Origin of the sequence: Kordia sp. (assembly GCF_965283645.1) — a bacterium.
GTDB lineage: Bacteria > Bacteroidota > Bacteroidia > Flavobacteriales > Flavobacteriaceae > Kordia.
In genome coordinates, this window is sequence record NZ_CBDIPG010000001.1 from 5,408,243 (window position 1) to 5,428,273 (window position 20,031).

Genomic DNA, 20,031 nt, shown 5'->3' on the forward strand with positions numbered 1-20,031 from the left:
GTATGTAGTTTTTAATTGTTTTTATAATGATAATTATTCTCACTCAGTACATGCTGCTCATGATCTAACACATATTTTAAGCGTCCCATGCTATCATACTGATAATAGGTGTTTCTGCCTCTTGGGTCGCTAGTTTGAATCACGCCAATCATAGGCTCATAGATAAAAGTGCTTACCATTGCATTTGGCAATGAGCTTCTAAGATTTGATAATGCCGATTCAAGAGCTGAACCTGTTAAATTCTGAATACTTGATTCATTGATAACTGCATTTACCTCTGTGAAAGTCGTATTTTCAATCTTTGCTATCGGATAGTTGTAATTATAGCCCCATAGATACGTAATATGTGTTCCATCAGTTTTGGAGACTTCACGCGGTTGTCCATACGGCGTATAATCATGATAGGTTACACGCTCTTCTGATGCGTTTGATTTCTTTGCGCCTTCTATTGAAGCGGGAAGTAAGTTACTAAGGTTATTGACCGTACCTGCAAAGACCGAGAAATTCATCTTGGTTGTTTGCATAAGCTCCGTACCTTTGTATTGCTCAGTGATTAGCGGCGTATTGAGCCTGTGTGCAGCTAAAAGCCCTGCATGGTTTTCTTCAAAAGGATAGCGAATTACAGTTTCATATACATCTCCTTTACTATCGGTAGTAATCGTTTTGGTTGGATTATGATGATTGGGAATACTTTCGTATAAACTTTCCGTTTCTTGTGTTAATTCGCGTGTACCTTCCTTGGAAACAGTTATTTGTTTATTAGGTAGCCATTGTCCTGAAGATAGTGTATAAAGATGTTTACCTAATGAGCATACATTTGATAAAGCACATGTCTGCATTTTATTCAAGTTATCAAGACTGTAGTACGCTAAACGCATCTCTCTATTGAGTGCAATCCCTTGAACATTATCTACTTGATAGTTATCTATTTTTAGATATTGATGATGTGTGGTGTTTTTATCCTCTACTTTTTCTAGTAAGAGATTCCCTGCCATCCATTCAAAAGTAAAAGGTACTCCTGGAAAGGGAATATTAAAGAATTCCCCATCAACATCACTGAAAAATGAATATTTTCTGAAAATCTCACGAGGTTCAGAAGTGGAACTACCAAGAGTGCTATACCCAGTTTCGATGGATACTGGATGGATAAGTTCCTTTACTTGCCCATAGCCTACATATCCTGATTGGGTTGTCAGTAATGGTACCCAGCTTTGAGAGACAAACTTTTGAACATTGTCTGTCGATATAGAGAAGTATTCAGGTTGGCTTAAAATATATCCAAAAGCATATTCAAAGCTTCTATAAGCCGTTAGCTTGTTTTTATCATAGGTTTTTATTCCCTGCACGCGAAGTCCTCCAAAATAATCAAAAAACGAGTCAGGGTCAGGTGGATTTAAGTTTTCTTCAAGCCATTTTACAGTTAACTCACTACTATGCTCTGACATATTGTACTGATCAAAAGTGTCAATAATCTCTATCGCTAGTTCATAGTTTTTTCCTTTGGTTAGTTCAATAAATCCATGATCCCAAATAGAACCGCTATGCACCAAAACTCCATCTGTGGTATTGGTAATGGTAAAGGTCATAAAATCACATACCTGATCACCTGGAGTTCCATAAAATGAATCTTCATTGTCACATCGATTTGAAAAACCAACAAAGCTTACCTGCGTTTTCGTACTATCAATGACACTTGACTTAGCATTATTAGAAATACTAAAGGTACTTGTAAAGGTATAGGTATTTCCCGATCCATTTTCTACAATAGTATATGGATAATTTGGTTTCGCCTCCACTTTTACTTCTTCTTCTCGGTAAGGAGGAATATCTACATTTTTTACATCCCCACGATTGTTTTCGTAAAACAGTTTGGTCACGCCGCCTTCAGGATAAGTTATCTTATTCAAGACACATGCCGAACTATAGGCAGGATTGGCATCTCGATTAGAAATAAAGTTTATATGTGGGATTAAACTATTGTTAGCAGTTGCGCCATTGTAATAGCCCCAATGATCTTGTGCTTGTGAGCGTTTGTGCGGAAGCTTCACATCTGTGTTATAGCCAAATCTATAGCTATAATCATCAGCTGTATTATGTCCTCCGTACATTCCCTTAAAAATAACCCTGTCTAGTTTCATTCGCTTACTTAAAAAACTAGCTGTATTGGCAGGAATGGAACCGTTTGATGTTGTCAAAACAAACTCATTCTCTGTACTTGGAGTACTTTCAAAATAGGAATGTTCCAAACTTACGCGCTGAATCTCATTGCCAGCGGCATTTAATATTTTTATATGCTCCAAACGCTGTTTAGAAGATTGCGTATCTTCACGATCTACACTTGCACGCACAAATTCTACCGAACCTTTACTACTGGTGATTTTAGAAAGCAATGTATAGCTTCTGTAGACAACCGAATAGGCTATAATATGACTGTTAGGTGTCTGTTGCTGACTACCTGTTTCTTGTCTCCCATCAAATACAATAAGTGATTCTGAACCTTTAGTGGTTGTTACATCATTATAAGGGTCACTTGCTATATGATTCGGAAGTATTGGGCGATCATATTCCAAGGTAATAATATCTCCATTGGGACTGGTCATCGATATTAAATCCCATGTCTCGGTATAACTCTCAGAACTGTTTCCGCCATTTGGAAATTCCAATCCATTGATATCTTGAAAAGTGTTAGATTGATAAAAGATATTTCCTTTAGTAAATTTAAATATATTTCCGCTGGCATCTGTGATTTCCCATGAGATAATATTTCCTGTACCTGTATCAAAGGTAGGTTCAATTTTTACGTCTTTATTGGGAAATTGAATGATTTTGCCTGTGGTTATAGTACTTCGATCCTGACTAAACATAAAACGACCAGATCTACCAAGCATACTATAGTTAAAATCATCTGGCTCAAAATCAAAATTATATCCATTACTTTGAGCTGTATAAAATTCACAAGAATTATTGTAAGGCAATGGAGGGTCTCCTGGGTGTGGATCACAAGTTCTACGTACAATATCTACTGTGTAATCCGTATGGATAAAACCATATGGAATTTTATCATCCATCCGTCCGCGCACCGTTCTGGTGATTTGTCCGCCTGCTGATAGATTCCAACCCAAGCCAGCCCAGCCTGCTTCTTCAGATACACGATGTCCGCCTGCATGATATGATAGATTAATCGGTGCTGAAAGTTCTCTCCCTTGTAGGGTGTAGATAGGAACGCCAACATTGGGAATTCCATTATAATATGATACAGGAACTTCGCTGTAGCGTAATAAAGACGATACCTCAGGAGCCTGAGGAATAACCGCGGGTGTGTCATACTGTAGTATGTTACCTGTCTGTCCGTAGACAAAAGGTGTTAACAACAATAGATACATCCATACCAATTGTTTTTTCATAAATGTAATTGTTTTAGTGATTTTTCTTTAAATTTTAATTTTATGCTACTTCTTGTGTAGCGTAGAGGAATTCTTTATTGTTAATAATCTTGGAAACTCTTGATTTTCTTCTGTAACTAACCGATAAAATTTTCTTGTCACTCAGATGTAACAACCGATATTTACTCTCATATTCTCGTACATGAAGTAAATGCACTAAAAAAGAACGATGAACACGAATAAATTCTTTGTTGGAAAGAATATCAGCATAGTACTTTAGATATTTACCACTCAACAAACGTTCTCCACTAGCAAGGTAAATAAAGGTATAATTATCACTTGCTTCTAAGTAAATAATATCTTTTATAGAAACATGCCTACCTTTATGCTTGGTTCCAATACGAATGTTGTTTTTTTGATCTTTAGCCGTTTGTTTCTCGATTCGTTTTTTTTTCATTTTTATGCATTACAGTTTTACGTTTTAAGCAATGGGGCGGTGAGTAAAGTGGCTGTTTTCTATACAAAGAAAAATAGTTTTCATATATCTGACAACTATTTTTTGTAAACGTTACATTTTTTTAATAAACGTTGATTTTTAACATAAAAACAGCTTTTTTAAACTAAAATATAGTCTTCACTCCCGTGATTATAGATAATTAGTGCATGCAAAAATGTTAAAAAATAGCTAGTTTTTGCATATAATTTTAACTGTAATTCTGTCATTGCAGTAAATGAGTAAGTGTTGTAAGGCAGTTGTACCGATAACGAAAATAACTTCATTTTCTTAGATTTTATGAGTACGTATTTAAAATTAATGATTATCTCATTAGTATTTTAAATAATGTCAAAGCTAATGGATACATCTCAAAATTCAAAGAACTATACAACAGGAAAATTCCCCTTTTTATAGTATAATGTTTTCCCCTTTGTAGTGATGTCTAGTAAAATCAATCATCTATAAAATTTCCATTCTTATCTTATATAAACTACATATATAATTCCAATAAAGACTAGTACAATACCAACAGCTAGGCAAAAGCCAATGACAAACCCTTTAAAAAATGTAAATTGTTTTGCATCCATATAGGTTCTTTATAAGTCTTTGTAAGATATTTTTATTAACTTAATTGAGGTCGCGTATAGGTAACTTCAGTAAAACATTTCTACAGTATTTGTCACTAGTATACGCTATAAGTTGTTAGCGTATCAAGAAAATATTAAAGAAATATCGTTTTCTTTTAAAATAGTATATCATCGTATTACATGGTTTTTTAAATTACATACTCTCTTTTAATTATTTGTTATCCATCATTCAAATAAAGAAATAAAAGAAACACACTAAAAGGGAGAATGTGATGATTCCTTATTTTGAATGAGGCAACAACAATAGTGTAGATTTAAATAGTTGTACTAACCATAATCTATTGAAATACATCCTTTATGTTTCATAACATATAAAATTAAATAAGCCGACGCTTTAAAAAAGGAGGGCGGCTTGTCCCATTGTCCAAAATTATATGCAACACAATCTTAGGGAATAGGAATAATTATTTACTTTATCTCTTATTACTTGAAAATAGGACTATCTTAGTTTTTTACTATCTTAGTTGCGTAAAAAGAATACTAAAATAGAGTTGATAGTCCTATTTAATTTGTCTCCATACTAAAAATCAGGAGAAACTTTAATCATAAGCTCTTTTTCTAGTAAAAGACTATTTAACTAAAACAAATATAATGTTTTATTTTATAAAATCAACTGATATTGTATAAAATATTCATTATTTTAATTTTATCAATGGATATAAAAGAAAAAATAAAAGAGATATTAAAGTTTTATAATCTAAAACAAAAGGGGTTTGCTGAAAAAATTGGAATTACACCTCAAATGGTAAGTGATGTTCTAACTGGTAAAAAAAATGCTGGAGATAAAATAATCAATGGAATATTAGATAACTGCCAAGAAATAAACCCGCTTTGGTTATTTAGAGATTCCGAATGTATGCTTATCAATGATGTAAATGGAAAAAAGCAACTATCTGATTTCTCCGAAGAAGAAATCGCTTTGTATATAGTCAATAATGAATCTAAGTTTATGGAAATTCCTATTTTTTCCAACATGGTGGAGAAAATTGCAGCATTAAAAGCTATAGATATATTAAATAAAGCTTAACTATTTCTATTCATTAATTTATAAAAATTAGTTGCCTTTATTTTATTACCTTCAAATTTTGAATCTATTAGTTCCCTTATTTTAGCTGCTAATCTATTAAGTTCATTTTCTTGCTCAATTTCCATTTGATCTGTCAAGAGCCTTATATCTTGTAAATAAACCTCATAGTCTGAATTTTCTATATAACCAGAATTTCTTATTTTGTCATTATGAGTTTTCATTTTCTAAAATAGTTTCTTGTGTAATGATGGTTCTTTCTTTTCGATATTCGTTTAATCGATCATCTTTAACATATCCTTTTTTATCTAAAGAATATAGAAAAGAAATTAAGTTTCTTATAGTTTGCTTGGTTTTTTCTATTCCTATTTGATACTTATTATACAATCTATTAATAATATATATAGGAACTAAACTAAGAACAGTTATGGAGCTATAGTATGCAGATTTAGGTAAATCAGTGGCTGCCCAAAATATCCAAATAAATTGAAATATTGAAGAGTATAAAAATACCAAACCGCAAATTTTAAAGAAAATTTTTGGTACGCTCTCAAATATATATTTTGATGCTAGTATCAGTAAGAATGAGCAAACCAATAGAGAATATGGAGTACCCGAAGCATACATAAATGATCTTAAATTTCTAAACCCAAATACTTTTACTATTGATGTTTTACTAAGTGGTATGTGAATGTAAGGTGCAATAAAAGATAATACTATTATTGCACCAAAAATTGATAAAAGTAGCTTAGTCTCTATCGTCAGGACTTTCCACTTCTTCTTTATCAATTCCGAATTGTTCTGTTTCATTTTCTACATTTGTCGGCGTGCATGCAATAATTGATAAGCATGCAAAAAATATAAATAGTCTTTTCATGATAATAAGTTTATATGATTAAAATTTCTAAAAGAAATTTATCATAAAACTCATAATCTCTACTAATGTAAATAGAATATTTATTCTTAATTTATCAACATAAATAATTGAAAACAAAAGTACTAAAGAGGATTTTCATATTTTACAGTTATCCCGTAAAATAAGTATGGTTTTTACTAGAGTTAAAGTTTTATACGCATAAAATAGTTTTTAACATTACGGATTTCCGCAAGTGAGCAAAAGTAATTTTAGTATTAGACAATTGGATATATCTTGACTGTCATTAGACTACTATTTGACTGTTCCTAGAAATTCGTTAAAATTCATTGAGTTTGTTTTGACTGCTCGTTGAAGAGTTTTTTTAGAATGACACATATAAAAAAACCGTAGTACAACTATATTTTAGTTGTGCTACGGTTTGTATTACTTAGCTTGCTTCAAGTAATTCAGAATTGTTTTCTAAGTATTCCCCAAAAGATATAATATCTTTGATGGAAAACTTAGATTTTGGAATGTTGTGGGTTCAGAAATTTTTAACGCATCAATGCTACTACACTGCATAAAAGAAGAAACCTAGATATGTTCAACTTTTTCATTAGAAATTTAATGATTCTTGATTCATTGTTTACAATCATTTCTGTGATATTATATGTTTTTTTTATATTATTATTCTTGTGTTATAAAGTCAATGATGGCAGTATTGGTAAAATACGTTTGCACATCAGTTACTTTTTGTAATTCGAAACCTAGTTTTAATTGATCTAACGCTAATAATTGTTCAAAATCCATTTTTGCCGTTTGGTATGCCGCTAAAATTACTTCTTTGGCTTGTTTAGCTTGAAGAATATTTTCATCTTGTGTATGAATACTTTCTTGTGCATTCATCATTTTATTTTTTGCATCTTCTAAGGCAATCAATAATTGATTCTTTATGGTTATTTTCGTTTGCGAAATGGCTTCTTGCTCCAACTGTAATTGTTTTTGCTTTGCAATATGTCGCTTATTAAACAAAGGAATCGAAACGGTAACCATTGGCATAATGATATCTTTTCCATTATCTGGTAATGAAATGCCCGATCGTTCAGAGACCAACACATAATCTAGCCCAAAACCTATAGACGGATTTCCTTCTTTTTTGGCAACTATTTCCGATTGTTGCAATGCATTTTGCATATGTTCCAACTGTTGCAATCTTGGATGTTGCCTAATGGCTTCATCGTTTTCAAATTGTGGTGTTTTTGCTATTTGTAACGAATCTAACACTAAAACTTCATCCTGAATTGGTTTGTTTCGTAACAAATTGAACCGAACCTTTTTACTTCGAATATCTTCCGAAATCGCTTGGTATTGTTGTAAAAGCGTATTCTTTTTCATCTTAATGTTTAGCACATCAACCATATTGGTTCGATTGTTTTCTAATTCGTTCAACGCTAACTTTTCATACGTATCTAAAATTTCAACATGTTCCTGTGTAATTATTTGTTGTTGTTGCAACGTGTACAGTTCATAATACGCAATTTTCACATTCAGTGAAAGCTGTCTTTTCAAGAAATCAATTTCACTTTCTTTTGCATTTGCCAATAGTTTTGCGCTTTCCTTTTTCGCGTTAAGCGTACCAAACCAAGGAATTTTTTGACTTGCCGAAAAGCGTGCTCTTTGCGGTCCAACTCTCGTTTCTACAGCTTGTGCAAATACACCAACGCCCAATTGTGTGTTTGGCAAACTACCAACTTCGTTTACTTTTTCCAACGCACTTTCGTATTGAAATTGCTTGGCTAAAATTTCTGAGCTGTTTTTTTCGGCTTCCGCCAGATAGTGCGCAAGCGTTTGCCCATTGGCGATATGTACAACCAAAAAGCAACTTAGTAAATAGATCAGTTTATGCTTCATGTGTATTGTTTTTTAGGTTACTTTCTTGATGCCAACTGTATAAAACGGGCACAATAAATAGTGTGATTAATGCTATTAACATGCCGCCAAAACTCGGAATTGCCATCGGAATCATAATATCGCTTCCGCGACCTGTAGAGGTCAGAATTGGTACTAATGCTAATAATGTGGTTGCTGTTGTCATTAAACACGGGCGAATACGTTTTTTTCCAGCAAAAACAACTGCTTCGCGAATTTCTTTCTTCGTTTTCGGAATTCTCTTTTTGAACGATTGTGTCAAGTAGGTTGCCATAATAACGCCGTCATCGGTGGCAATTCCGAACAAGGCAATAAATCCTACCCAAACTGCAACACTTAAATTGATAGTTTTAATTTGAAACAACTCGCGCAGGTTGGTACCAAAGATGGAAATATCTAAAAACCACGATTGTCCGTAGAGCCAAATCATAAGGAATCCGCCAGCGAAAGCGACAGCAATTCCTGCAAATATGAAAAAGGAAGTCGCTACCGATTTAAACTGAAAATACAGGATTAAAAAGATGATGATTAATACAATTGGTACAATAATGAGTAAGGTTTGTTCAGCACGGACTTGTTGTTCGTACGTTCCCGAGAATTCAAAGTTGACGCCTTTTGGAACGATTATACTTCCATTGTCAATTTGATTTTGAATGATGGTTTGCAATTCTTCTACCAACGTAACTTCCGAAACATTTGATTGTTTGTTGAACAATACATAACTGACTAGAAACGTATCTTCACTTTTAATCATTTGTGGTCCTTTTTCGTAACCGATTGTCACGATTTCTTTGAGCAGAATTTCAGCTCCATTTGGCAACGGAACACGTATATTATCTATATCACTAGGATTAGAACGCAATTCGCGCGGATACCGAATGCGTACATTGTAACGTTCGCGTCCTTCAATGGTTTGTGTTACTACTTTTCCGCCAATGGCAACTTCTAAAATGTCTTGTACCGCTTTTATGGACAATCCGTAACGCGCAATTTCATCACGATTGATATCTAAAATTAAGTATGGTTTTCCAATCAGGCGTTCTGCAAAAACAGTTTCTTTCTTTACACCAGGAACTTCTTTTAGAATACTTTCCAATTGCAAACCAAAAGCTTCAATTTCTTCCAAGCTTTGCCCTTTTATTTTAATTCCCATTGGCGAACGCATTCCTGTTTGCAACATAATCAAACGTGTTTCTATCGGTTGCAACTTTGGTGCAGCTGTAATACTTGGGAGTTTTGTTGCTTTTACAATTTCGTTCCAAATATCATCTGGCGATTTTATATGCGGTCGCCAATTGCGATAGAGTTTTCCGTTTTTGTCTGGGATTAATGATTCTTTTTTTATGTTTTGAACATTGGATCTCGATACAACACTCGTACCTCGCGCCACTCGATCTGACGCAGTAATGAACAAACCTTCCTCGTTTACTTTAAAACGTTGTGGTTTTCCGTTTTCACCTAATATATATTCTGGTTTGTATATAATAATATTTTCATACATAGACAATGGCGCAGGATCTAAAGCACTTTCTACACGTCCTGCTTTTCCAACTACCGTTTCAATTTCTGGAATGTTGGCGACTGCCATATCCAATTGTTGGAGTATTTTTTTGTTTTCGGCAATTCCCGCATGTGGTAACGAAGTTGGCATGAGTAAAAATGAACCTTCATTTAATGCTGGCATGAATTCTTTTCCTGTGCTTCGCCATATTTGAAAACCTGCAACTAAAATGACCAAAGGAATGCTTAAGAATAGTAATTTGTTTGCCAATGCCCAACGTAACATTTGTTCGTAATATTTTATAAATACTAGAAATGTACCAATGACTACGATACAGGTTACCGCAACAAATAGAAAGTTTGTTGCTAAGTTGTTGGTATGCCCTAATGGTCGCCAATAGTTGGTGAGTACTATTAGTAATACTGTAATTGCTGTGATAATATGTATACGTTTTGCAATAAGCTGTGTAATGACTTTTTGTAGCTGCACAAGGTTTGTAATTCCAAAGATGAGCAATGCAATTCCTAAATAAATTCCATTTGCAATTGCGTAGACACCAAGTAAAATAAGCATCCCATTTAATACATATTTCAATTTTTGCGAAGTGTTTTTCCAGCCAAATACCCAAGCGGCTACTGCTGGTAATATAAACAAGGTGACAATGATTGCAGAAACCAATGCCATCGTTTTGGTGTAGGCAAGCGGACTGAATAGTTTTCCTTCGGCACCAACCAACATAAATACTGGAATAAAACTCACAATGGTTGTTAACACTGCCGTGAGAATGGCGCCAGATACTTCCGAAGTAGCTTTGTATACAAGCGTGTTTATGGGCGTATTCTCAGAATCTTCTTCAAGATGTCGTGTAATGTTTTCTATAAGGACGATTCCCATGTCTACCATGGTACCAATAGCAATGGCAATTCCCGAAAGGGCAACAATATTAGCATCTACATTTCCGAGTTTCATCGTGATAAACACAAATAACACAGCAATTGGCAAAACACTTGCAATTAGTATGGAAGCTCTTAGGTTTAACACCATGATGATGATAATTAAGAGCGTAATGAGTATTTCTAAGGATAAGGCTTCTTCTAGTGTGTGTAATGTTTCTTCAATCAACTCCGTACGATCGTAAAAAGGCACCACCGTTAGTTGTGATATACGTCCATCTTTTAGTGTTTTGGTAGGCAAACCAGTTGCAATAGTTGCTATTTTACTTTTTACATTGTTGATGACTTCCATCGGATTCGCGCCAAAGCGAGCTACGATAACGCCACCAACTACTTCCGCACCTTCTTTGTCGAGAATTCCTCTTCTTTCGGCCGGACCGAGATATACTTTTGCAACATCTTTTATACGAATAGGAGTAAAACCTTCCGAATGAATGGTCGCGTTTTCAATGTCTGTAATTGATTTTATATATCCCAAACCACGCACTACATATTCTGCTTGATTGATTTCAATGGTTTTTGCACCAATTTCCTTGTTGGTGTTTCTAACCGCATTGACAACTTGTGTTAGTGAGAGTTTGTATTTTTTTAAGATATTTGGGTTTACATCAATTTGATATTCTTGTACATACCCACCAATAGAAGCTACTTCCGATACATCGGCTGCACTAGATAATGCAGGTTTTACATAGTAATCTTGAATGCTTCGTAATTCTTGCAAATCCCAACCGCCTGTAACGTTTCCGTTTTCGTCTCTACCTTCTAAGGTGTACCAAAATATTTGCCCGAGTCCTGTAGCATCAGGTCCAAGTGTTGGCTGTATATTTTCGGGTAATAGCGAACTTGGTAGCGCGTTTAGTTTTTCTAAGATTCGACTACGACTCCAATAGAAATCTATATCATCATTGAATATGATATAAATACTGGAAAACCCAAACATAGACGAGCTTCGAACCGTTTTTACACCCGGAATTCCCATTAATGCTGTAGTTAACGGATAGGTGATTTGATCTTCAATATCTTTTGGTGAACGACCTTGCCATTTGGTGAATACGATTTGTTGGTTTTCGCCAATGTTAGGAATAGCATCTACGGCAACTGAATTTTTTGGAAATGCTCCCAAGTTCCAATTGAATGGCGCTGTGCTGAGTCCAAACCCAATGATGACAACGAGTAGTAGTACAGCAACAAGCTTGTGATGTATTAAAAATTGAATGCTTTTATTGAGCATGAGTGTTTATATTTATACGTACAAATAATACTAGAAAAGTAATGTCGTTGTATTTCCAACATGAAAGATTCATTGGAAAGTCAACGTTTGTAACGTATAAATCAAATTAGGAAAGTCTCGCTAAGTAGCTGTATGTCTTTTATTAGCGGCGGTGGAATGTACGGTTTGTATACTGCTTTTTCTTGATCTTCCGCAGGAAGAATGTATATGTAGCTATATACAAATGCTTTTATGAATGTTTGTGTAGTAAACGAAATATCGTTGTAGTTAGACTGCAATTCGTTTTGTCCTTGTATGAAGGTACTGATATCATTACAACACGGTGTTTGTTGTATGGTTGTGATGTTAGAAGGCGATTGCTCCATTTCCATACCGCAGTTTTCAGCAGGAATACCAATAGCCATGCTCATTTTTTGTCCACCACAGATATGTTCATTTATGGTGAATGAAAATGTAGAGCACAATACAAGTAGTGCTAATACAAATGAACTTGTATGTTTTATAGTTTTTTGCATTTAAAGTGTAAAAGTACGATTTTTTTTTGGATGGCTTCATTTCTGCTTCGCTCAGTGCAAGTGCTTTTGGGTCGCTTCGCGTGAAATTCTGAAAGAATTTTGTATCGAGAAGTATTTTAAAACATAAAAAGAAGCTGTCTAAAAAGTCAATAATAATGTCATTACGAAAAATTATTGATTTCGAAGCAATCTGTAAATCAATAACATAAATTTTACAGATTGTTTCATTTCATTCGCAATGATGACTTTTTAGACAGCTTCTTTATAACTGGTAAATTCACTTATATGCTATCTCTTAGCAGATAGGAAGTGTGCTCGGATCTACTTCAATAGTTTTACAACGGTTTTGAGAGTTGTAAGTACCACAACCAAGTTGGAATGTACAGTTGAACGTACAATTGAATGTACAAATAATGGTTTGTGGTCCTGTTCCGCATACTACATAGTGTGTGTTTGGAACTAGCGCACCTCCAGTAAGTGTGCTTTTGTTTAGGTTAGAAACTGTTGATTTTTTAATGTCTAGACTTTTTAACTTTTTTTTCTTCATGATGAATAATTTTATATGATTAATAATTTGGTTTAAATTAGGTGTGATTAGCAAATACATACCGTATAGTTTGTATTACATTGAATACAAGTATCTAATACGTTTGTTTCTGGTCTTATACACTCAAGTGTACATCTGTTATTTTCGGTGAAATTTCCACCTTTAATTTGTGTGTGCGTTAAGCTTGAAATGGCTTTTTTATTGACTGTTAATTTCTTTAGATTTCTTTTTTTCATGAATAGGTAGGTTTGCAATCATTTAAATTAAACAAAACTAATAGGAATGCAGTACGGTTTTGCCGTAAAAAATAGTAGTGTACTTGTTTTTAGTTGTTTGTTGGTCGTTTTACTCCGTTGTCGGTTATCGGTTTTGGGTTGTGAGTACAGAACACATCAACAAACCTTCAAGTAGTATTAAAGTTTTAGTTTGTCTATTTCTGAGCGTAGTAGTGGGAAGTCAACTGGTTTGGAGAAGTAGTTGTCAAACCCAATGTTTTTAAAGCGTTTTTCATCGTCAGGCATAGCATAAGCAGTTACAGCAAATACGGGTGTTGCATGGGCAATTTTTAGTTCTTGTAGTTTTTTGAGGACTTCGCATCCGTCCATTTGGTTTTTGCCTAAGTTGATATCGAGCAGAATTAAATCGAGTTTGTTTTCTAGCGCAATATCAATGGCTTGTTTTCCGTTTTCAGCAATTATAATGGCAGTATCATTTTTAGATAACATTTTATCCATTACCATAGCATTGACTTTGTTGTCTTCTACGTATAAAATTTTTAATGGCATACAGGAAGTTTTATGATGAATTCCGAACCTTTTACAACTTCACTTTTTACGGTGATGCTACCATCTAAGATTTCTATATATCGTTTGGATACACTTAAACCAATACCTGTGCCTTCGTATTTACGACTTAGCCCAATACTTTCTTGTACAAACGGATCGAATATTTTAGTAAGATTTGCTTCTTCTATTCCAATACCTGTATCTTTTACAGATATGTATGCGTTTTCTTGTGCTTTGTCGGTATAAATATGAATTGTAATGTCGCCAGTATGTGTATATTTTATTGCATTGTGAATGATGTTGTTGAAAGCCGTTCGAAAGAGTTCTTTATCAATGTTAACTTTTGGCTGATTTTCATCTAAGAGTAGTTTGTAATTTAGTTGTTTGCCTTCTGCCAAATGGTCAAATTCTCGGTATGAACTTTCTACAATAAAATTTAAATCGCAAATAGTGACATCAATATTCGATTTTATGGCTTCAACTTCACTAAAATTAGATAGGTTATTGATGGTTTCCAGCAAGCGATCTTTACTTTCAGTAAGGTAATGTAATAGTTTTTCGCGTTCAGTTTCGTCTTCTTCAGTAATGAGCAAATTACTTATTGCCATAATACCATTAAGCGGCGTACGTATTTCGTGACTAAAGTTGGCAAATATGTTTGTTTTGAGACTGTTGAGTTCTTGCTCTTTTACATGTGCATCTTTTATGGCAAGTTCTGCCATTTTCCGTTCCGAAACATCTAATATGCCAATTAGCACTGAAGTTACGTTTCGTTCTTCGTTAAAAACGGGCGTATATTTTATTTCTAACCATTGCGAGTTTCCTTCATTGGTAATACGTTCCAACTCTTTGCGAGTTGTGTTTCCTTTTAAGGCTTCATTGAACGAATCGGCAAATGTATTTTTAAAGTTGAGCGGCAATACATCAATAAAACGGCAATTGGTTGTATTTGGATTTACTTTAAAGTCTTTCTCTATAATGGCAACTGATGCTTTGTCGGTCAGTAATATTTCGCCCTCTTTATTTAGTAGAAATGTGTATAGAAACCCATTGTTTACCATGGCTTGCAAACGACGTTGATTTTTTAGTATGAGTTGTTCATGTAGCTTCCGTTTGTTTACATCAATTAGGTTTCCAATCATGCGACTTACTGTACCGTCAGCATCTTTTTTAAAATAGCCGTAGACTTCATAAAAACGATATTCCCCATCTAAATGCCGCAATCGATAGTGATTGAAGTAATGTGGATCGTTTTTTTTAAGATTGCTTATGTGTCGTGCATTGGCTTCATTTACATCTTCAGGATGAATCATTTTTCTGAAATCTTCTTCAGGCACAAAATCTTCTTTTAGTGAAAGCCCTAGCATTTTTCTGAAGGACGGACTGTAGTATACCATATTGGTACCGATGATATGATCGAACAAGCCAGATCGAATTCCTTTTAGCGCAAGCTTTTTAGTTTCTTCACTATATTTTAGTTGTTCTATATAGGTTTGTGTTTCCGTTATATCTACCACAATTCCATTTACAAAAATAACTGTACCATTATGAATTACAGGTGCAGCCATAATTCGGAAATAGCGTGTTTCGTCATCTTTTTTATCATTTACTTTAATAAAATCAAATGATTTTTTCGTGTTGATGAGTGTTGTAATGTGTTCACGGATACGATCTTTGTTTTTATCTTGATATGAGTTTTGTCGTTTCGTCTCTCTCTCAGGATCATTCGGATCAATGCCGTGCATGTTATAGCACTCGTTAGACCAATAGAATTCCGTAGTTGTTGGGTTGTAATACCACGTAGCTATATCGCCAAATTTTGAAACAGCCATAAATACCTGACGCTCTTTTTCTTGCTTGGTAGTTTCTGAACCTATTGCATAAATATATCCATTGTCCAAAACAAAATCGAGTTTTAAGGTCAATACACCATCTTCTGTGGTTGTACAAAACTTTAGGTATTGATGGTGAACGCCTTTTGTATCAGTAATAGAGTTTAAAATATTTTGAAGCGTTACTTTACAACTATCAAGGACAAAATTTAAGATTGATTTGCCAATTACAATTTCATTAGCAACATTAAAACGTTTTTCAGCATGTGTGTTTATATGCTGAATGTTGCCTTTGGGATCAAGTATAATGAGGAATAGACTCGATTTTTCTAAGACACTCGATTGTAACTTATTCGTGTGCATTAATGGGTTGGTTAATTTAGGTTATTAAATGTATGAAAATCATTTGAATTGAATTCGTTTTTGACCTTTTAATTATTGTGATGGTCTTCACTTTTACAGTACTTCAATTTCGTTCAGGGTAAGTATTTAATGTACATTTTTAGTAAGCACTTACTTTGCTGTTGCGCTGCCAACGAAAGTATATATGTGGAAGGTTAAATTTTAAATGTGGAGTTTTTCTTTTCAATAATCGAAAAAATGAAATGTATTACTGCGCAAACCATATTCAACAAAAAGACAACTCACAAAATACTTTATGAGTTGTCTTTTTACTGTATGTATGTGTATTTCTATACTTCTAAATCACCATCTTCATCAAAAGTGATTTCGGAGAATTCTAGTAAATCATCATCTGGCATTTTTAAGGCATTTTTATTATTTCCTAAGGTTACCATTGTTTTGTTAGCTTTAAATATAGGAGCGCCAAGGAATGGTTTTTTCACTTTGGACACTTTAAAAAGAGGCGTCAATCCTTTTTCAGCAATTATTTCAGCGGATACGTTATTAAAAAAACTAACACTTAAGTCTAACGATGGGTTGGTTACTCTCATATTTTTACTTGTTACTTCAGTCTCAGCATTTACTTTAATATCTACAGAACCTTTTCTACCTAAAGAAATTAAAATTGTAGAACTATCGGCTTTCATCAATTCTGTAATAACAACCCAATCTTTATCCCATTTTTTAGCATCATATAGTTTTAGAATTTCTTTTCCGAGTGTTATTGAACTTTTTATACTGTGATTATAAGTTCCTTCTGCTTCAAAAAATATGGCTTTCTCCTTTGAGAACGAGATGTTGAATCCTAAATCTGTTTTTTCTAGTGTACTACCTGTTGGTGGAACAGTTCCTGAAGCTTTGGCAGTGAATGAAACTCCACTTTTGGAGACGTACTTTACACTTCCAGGTGTTGTATCTTCTCTAACTTCAAAGTCGATCCCCAAGTCACTTTTAATATTTCCGATTCGGGTAAACTCTTTTCCTTTCAAAACGCCAATATCTCCCAATTCTAACGGAACATTTGGTTCCCAAGTAGCTAGATATTTAAAATTTCGATATAATTCTCTTGTGTACTTTTTACTTATTTTCATAATGTATGGATTATTAATATGTATGATAATTCTATAATTCTATAACTCTAAACCATTTACAAAACCTTCTTTCAAACACTCCTATAGTATCTACAGTTCCGTATTGGTCTTCTTTTCCTTCAGAAGCAAAAAAGCAATGTTTTCGGGATGCACCCACAACGCCTTTGTATCTCCAAATGCCTCGTCTTTTTATATTTTTCACATTGTACCGTAGTCCTAACCAATCTGCACCATGCGTGTACCATTCTCCGTCGTTTAAGGTTTCTATGGCTTCGGCATACGTCATATTTGGAGTGTCATCGTTTTCTTCAGTTTGCGCTCTTTTTGCCATTGCAGCAAAACATAGATTGGCGTATTCAAAAATTTCCTGATTGTTTAATACAATGAATTTTGAGCCTTCTATAGCTAATGCTAGTTCTTCCTTTGTAATGTTTAGTGTGTAATCATCTTTCATCAATATTTTACAATTATCGCCTTCCCATTGATGTATAAATATTTTGTTGATTCCAAATACTTGTATTCCAGCTTTTATGATAGCAATAGACACACAATTGCCTTCTCCTCCTTGTTTAAATGATTTTATAATATCAACTGTTTCCATAACTCTAATAATTTGTTAGTGTAAAACTAATTCCTATACATACACGAAGTAATACCCAAGAGTAGGGATATTTAGAAGATAGTGTGTATACTTTACCTAATGTTTTATATATGATTAACTCTGATTATAAAAAAGTTTTTAAAGGAATTGATGATGAGGCTTACATACAAAAAGTTAAGGATGATTTTAATTTGAAACGAAAAGATCACAAAAAGTCTAGCGGACAAAAAAATGTATTTTATGGAAGGTGGAAAGAGAAAGGAAATCCTGAAAGTAAACGCATTATTCGTTTATATGTAAAATACAAACCATTTACCGGACACGAATTTAACCTAGGACATTATTACAGGCATTTGTTTAGTACAGTAACATATGTAGTACAGCAAGAAGGCAATTTACTAAACAAAGCACAAGTACAAGAGTATCTAAAAACATTGCGTTCGCAACTCTCAGCCGCTGAGCAAATAATGTTATACTATCATTTTAGAATGGATCATGCGCCTGAATGGGAACAATATCTTAAAGCTGATTATAATATGATTGCCGACTTACCCGAAGAACGTTTAAAGTATATAGAAACACCTTCGGAGTATTTTAAAAAAGTTACTACGTAATCATTCCTACAATAGAATACAGTTGTAAAAACTGTTCCCATTGATTTTTTTGAATTTCAGAACGTTTATTTCGGCGTATCACCTATTTAATTGCAAAGGCTTACATCACTAGCATCCAAAACTTTGATATAAAACCGTTTTACTGCAAAAACAAGGATACTTTACAAGTTGAAAATTAACATTTTTAGTATGCTGGTTTTTGGCAAATTATAGTTCCTTTTGAGGAATAATCTTTTTATAAAGAAAAATCTATTTTCTTACTTCTCAATTCTTTCTTTCCAATAACCCAATTACTCAACGCTTATGAAGTATTTTCAACGCTTATAAAAACTGTAGTGCATTTTTCAAAATATTTTTCGAGTTTCACACCATGAGACAGGATCACAATATGCTTTTGCAAGTAAAGGAAAGCTTGCCGCACGTCTGCGAGACGCTTTCAAATCCGTTGGAAAGCCTGTTGCAGCCCTGCGAGAACGTTTCAAACACGTTTGGAAGCTTGTTGCAGGGTTGCGAGAACGTTTCAAACGCGTCGGAAAGCTTCCTGCACGTCTGCGAGACGCTTCCAAACGCGTTGGAAAGCTCCCTGCATTACTGCGAGAAGGTTTCCAACGGCTTTTTATTACGAATTATGCAATGAAATGCTTAAAAAATGTTAAAATATTGTCAAATCATTAAAACCGATTATTATGGAGATACCCGTATTTTCACGCTACAGAAATAGCGAATTTTTACAATACATGAAAGATGTATTAGAAATTGTCAACGATACCGATGTTGACGCATTACAACTTACCAAACAACGTGATGCGCTTGCTACACTTGCCAATGTAATGGACAACTTGTTTCAGCAGGAGCAAAGTAGTGGCATTACCCAAGAACTCATTGACTTGGATACCCGACGCGATAAAGCTTTTATGGGAATCAAGGCTAGTTTAGAATCTTTTGGATATCATTATGATGAAAGCTTGCAGTCGGCGGCACGTAGTTTATTGTTCAATTTGAATAATTACGGAACTAATATTCCGCGTATGAATTACCAAGCCGAAACCGCCGTGATTGATAGTATGTTGTCCGATTGGGAAACCGAAACCAATTTGATTGCCGCTGTTACCACGGTACAATTAGCAGATTGGATAGCCGAACTTAAGACTGCCAATGCTACTTTTAACGCCCGCTATATAGCACGTGTGTATGAGGAAGCCGATACGCCCGCCACAAGTTTTACGGCTATTCGTGAAGATGGTACAAGTGCTTACAAACAGTTAGTAGCCCATATGGAAGCACATGCTACTTTGGGAAGCAATGCCATGCATCAAGATTTGGTAAACCGTATTGGTACGCTGGCAAAGCAGTATAACGTAACGGTAAATGCTCGGTTAAGTGCTGGAGATGCAGATGCCATTGCTAATGAAGAGTCGTCGGACGATACTACCGATACAAATGATGTTTAAATTTTAATAGACATTTTTTATATGCCACCCATATTAGTTGCTTAACTTTTTGGGTGGTTTTTTTGTTTATAATGTTTACGGGTTTCCGTAAAAGTTATAATCACATATACTGTAGTATTGTATTTTGTATATCTTAAGGTATTAGTTTGGCTTGTGTTTTTTATGTTAATTAA

The 20,031-nt window shown here is 34.1% G+C and carries 17 protein-coding genes; 3 read left to right on the forward strand and 14 right to left on the reverse strand.

Features of this window, described 5'->3' with window-relative positions; genetic code table 11:
- Nucleotides 1-11 precede the first annotated feature (11 nt).
- On the reverse strand, nt 12-3,080 hold the full coding sequence (locus ACQ654_RS23780) for a hypothetical protein (RefSeq protein ID WP_430412835.1): 3,069 nt from the start codon (nt 3,078-3,080) through the stop codon (nt 12-14).
- Between the two features lie 364 nt (nt 3,081-3,444).
- Nucleotides 3,445-3,840, reverse strand: a complete 396-nt coding sequence (locus tag ACQ654_RS23785; protein ID WP_430412836.1) for a LytR/AlgR family response regulator transcription factor — start codon at nt 3,838-3,840, stop codon at nt 3,445-3,447.
- A 1,338-nt stretch (nt 3,841-5,178) separates the two neighbouring features.
- Between ACQ654_RS23785 and ACQ654_RS23790 the strand changes: the two genes are divergently transcribed.
- Nucleotides 5,179-5,553, forward strand: coding sequence for a helix-turn-helix domain-containing protein (locus tag ACQ654_RS23790; protein ID WP_430412837.1), 375 nt, complete (start codon nt 5,179-5,181; stop codon nt 5,551-5,553).
- Here ACQ654_RS23790 and ACQ654_RS23795 read toward each other — a convergent pair.
- The 12 genes from ACQ654_RS23795 to ACQ654_RS23850 all read right to left on the reverse strand — a co-directional run bounded on the left by ACQ654_RS23795 (nt 5,550) and on the right by ACQ654_RS23850 (nt 17,793).
- Nucleotides 5,550-5,774 carry a hypothetical protein gene (locus ACQ654_RS23795; RefSeq protein ID WP_430412838.1) on the reverse strand — a complete coding sequence of 75 codons (225 nt, stop codon included), beginning with the start codon at nt 5,772-5,774 and terminating at the stop codon, nt 5,550-5,552. The genes ACQ654_RS23790 and ACQ654_RS23795 overlap by 4 nt on opposite strands.
- Complete coding sequence (locus tag ACQ654_RS23800; protein ID WP_430412839.1) at nt 5,761-6,339, reverse strand: hypothetical protein; 579 nt, start codon at nt 6,337-6,339, stop codon at nt 5,761-5,763. Before ACQ654_RS23800 ends, ACQ654_RS23795 begins: the two co-directional genes overlap by 14 nt.
- Nucleotides 6,299-6,427, reverse strand: a complete 129-nt coding sequence (locus ACQ654_RS23805; protein ID WP_430412840.1) for a hypothetical protein — start codon at nt 6,425-6,427, stop codon at nt 6,299-6,301. Before ACQ654_RS23805 ends, ACQ654_RS23800 begins: the two co-directional genes overlap by 41 nt.
- Nucleotides 6,428-7,093: 666 nt before the next feature.
- Nucleotides 7,094-8,317: a TolC family protein gene (locus ACQ654_RS23810; protein WP_430412841.1), complete on the reverse strand. Its 1,224-nt coding sequence runs from the start codon at nt 8,315-8,317 to the stop codon at nt 7,094-7,096.
- Entirely contained in the window at nt 8,307-12,020 is a 3,714-nt protein-coding gene (locus ACQ654_RS23815) for an efflux RND transporter permease subunit (protein ID WP_430412842.1), read from the reverse strand. Before ACQ654_RS23815 ends, ACQ654_RS23810 begins: the two co-directional genes overlap by 11 nt.
- A gap of 101 nt (nt 12,021-12,121) precedes the next feature.
- The gene (locus ACQ654_RS23820; protein ID WP_430412843.1) at nt 12,122-12,535 is read right to left on the reverse strand and encodes an HYC_CC_PP family protein; all 414 of its coding nucleotides are present in this window, start codon (nt 12,533-12,535) and stop codon (nt 12,122-12,124) included.
- A 295-nt stretch (nt 12,536-12,830) separates the two neighbouring features.
- Nucleotides 12,831-13,082, reverse strand: coding sequence for a hypothetical protein (locus ACQ654_RS23825; RefSeq protein WP_430412844.1), 252 nt, complete (start codon nt 13,080-13,082; stop codon nt 12,831-12,833).
- 47 nt (nt 13,083-13,129) lie between these two features.
- Complete coding sequence (locus ACQ654_RS23830; protein ID WP_430412845.1) at nt 13,130-13,318, reverse strand: class I lanthipeptide; 189 nt, start codon at nt 13,316-13,318, stop codon at nt 13,130-13,132.
- A gap of 177 nt (nt 13,319-13,495) precedes the next feature.
- Complete coding sequence (locus ACQ654_RS23835) at nt 13,496-13,867, reverse strand: response regulator (protein WP_430412846.1); 372 nt, start codon at nt 13,865-13,867, stop codon at nt 13,496-13,498.
- Nucleotides 13,858-16,062 carry a PAS domain S-box protein gene (locus tag ACQ654_RS23840; RefSeq protein WP_430412847.1) on the reverse strand — a complete coding sequence of 735 codons (2,205 nt, stop codon included), beginning with the start codon at nt 16,060-16,062 and terminating at the stop codon, nt 13,858-13,860. Before ACQ654_RS23840 ends, ACQ654_RS23835 begins: the two co-directional genes overlap by 10 nt.
- A gap of 329 nt (nt 16,063-16,391) precedes the next feature.
- A complete protein-coding gene (locus tag ACQ654_RS23845; RefSeq protein ID WP_430412848.1) occupies nt 16,392-17,192 on the reverse strand; it encodes a hypothetical protein in 801 nt (266 codons plus the stop codon).
- Between the two features lie 31 nt (nt 17,193-17,223).
- Nucleotides 17,224-17,793 (reverse strand): hypothetical protein, encoded by a 570-nt coding sequence (locus ACQ654_RS23850; protein ID WP_430412849.1) that lies wholly within the window; start codon nt 17,791-17,793, stop codon nt 17,224-17,226.
- Nucleotides 17,794-17,903: 110 nt separating this feature from the next.
- On the opposite strand from ACQ654_RS23850, the gene ACQ654_RS23855 reads away from it, so the two are divergent.
- Nucleotides 17,904-18,407 carry a putative phage abortive infection protein gene (locus ACQ654_RS23855; RefSeq protein WP_430412850.1) on the forward strand — a complete coding sequence of 168 codons (504 nt, stop codon included), beginning with the start codon at nt 17,904-17,906 and terminating at the stop codon, nt 18,405-18,407.
- Nucleotides 18,408-19,093: 686 nt separating this feature from the next.
- The gene (locus ACQ654_RS23860) at nt 19,094-19,858 is read left to right on the forward strand and encodes a DUF6261 family protein (RefSeq protein ID WP_430412851.1); all 765 of its coding nucleotides are present in this window, start codon (nt 19,094-19,096) and stop codon (nt 19,856-19,858) included.
- The last annotated feature ends 173 nt before the right edge of the window (nt 19,859-20,031 follow it).

Coding starts and splice junctions, on each gene's coding strand:
- ACQ654_RS23785 (WP_430412836.1), bottom strand. CDS start 3,840: ATGAAAAAAAAACGAATCGAGAAACAAACGGCTAAAGATCAAAAAAAC.
- ACQ654_RS23790 (WP_430412837.1), top strand. CDS start 5,179: ATGGATATAAAAGAAAAAATAAAAGAGATATTAAAGTTTTATAATCTA.
- ACQ654_RS23795 (WP_430412838.1), bottom strand. CDS start 5,774: ATGAAAACTCATAATGACAAAATAAGAAATTCTGGTTATATAGAAAAT.
- ACQ654_RS23805 (WP_430412840.1), bottom strand. CDS start 6,427: ATGAAAAGACTATTTATATTTTTTGCATGCTTATCAATTATTGCATGC.
- ACQ654_RS23810 (WP_430412841.1), bottom strand. CDS start 8,317: ATGAAGCATAAACTGATCTATTTACTAAGTTGCTTTTTGGTTGTACAT.
- ACQ654_RS23815 (WP_430412842.1), bottom strand. CDS start 12,020: ATGCTCAATAAAAGCATTCAATTTTTAATACATCACAAGCTTGTTGCT.
- ACQ654_RS23820 (WP_430412843.1), bottom strand. CDS start 12,535: ATGCAAAAAACTATAAAACATACAAGTTCATTTGTATTAGCACTACTT.
- ACQ654_RS23825 (WP_430412844.1), bottom strand. CDS start 13,082: ATGAAGAAAAAAAAGTTAAAAAGTCTAGACATTAAAAAATCAACAGTT.
- ACQ654_RS23830 (WP_430412845.1), bottom strand. CDS start 13,318: ATGAAAAAAAGAAATCTAAAGAAATTAACAGTCAATAAAAAAGCCATT.
- ACQ654_RS23835 (WP_430412846.1), bottom strand. CDS start 13,867: ATGCCATTAAAAATTTTATACGTAGAAGACAACAAAGTCAATGCTATG.
- ACQ654_RS23840 (WP_430412847.1), bottom strand. CDS start 16,062: ATGCACACGAATAAGTTACAATCGAGTGTCTTAGAAAAATCGAGTCTA.
- ACQ654_RS23845 (WP_430412848.1), bottom strand. CDS start 17,192: ATGAAAATAAGTAAAAAGTACACAAGAGAATTATATCGAAATTTTAAA.
- ACQ654_RS23850 (WP_430412849.1), bottom strand. CDS start 17,793: ATGGAAACAGTTGATATTATAAAATCATTTAAACAAGGAGGAGAAGGC.
- ACQ654_RS23855 (WP_430412850.1), top strand. CDS start 17,904: ATGATTAACTCTGATTATAAAAAAGTTTTTAAAGGAATTGATGATGAG.
- ACQ654_RS23860 (WP_430412851.1), top strand. CDS start 19,094: ATGGAGATACCCGTATTTTCACGCTACAGAAATAGCGAATTTTTACAA.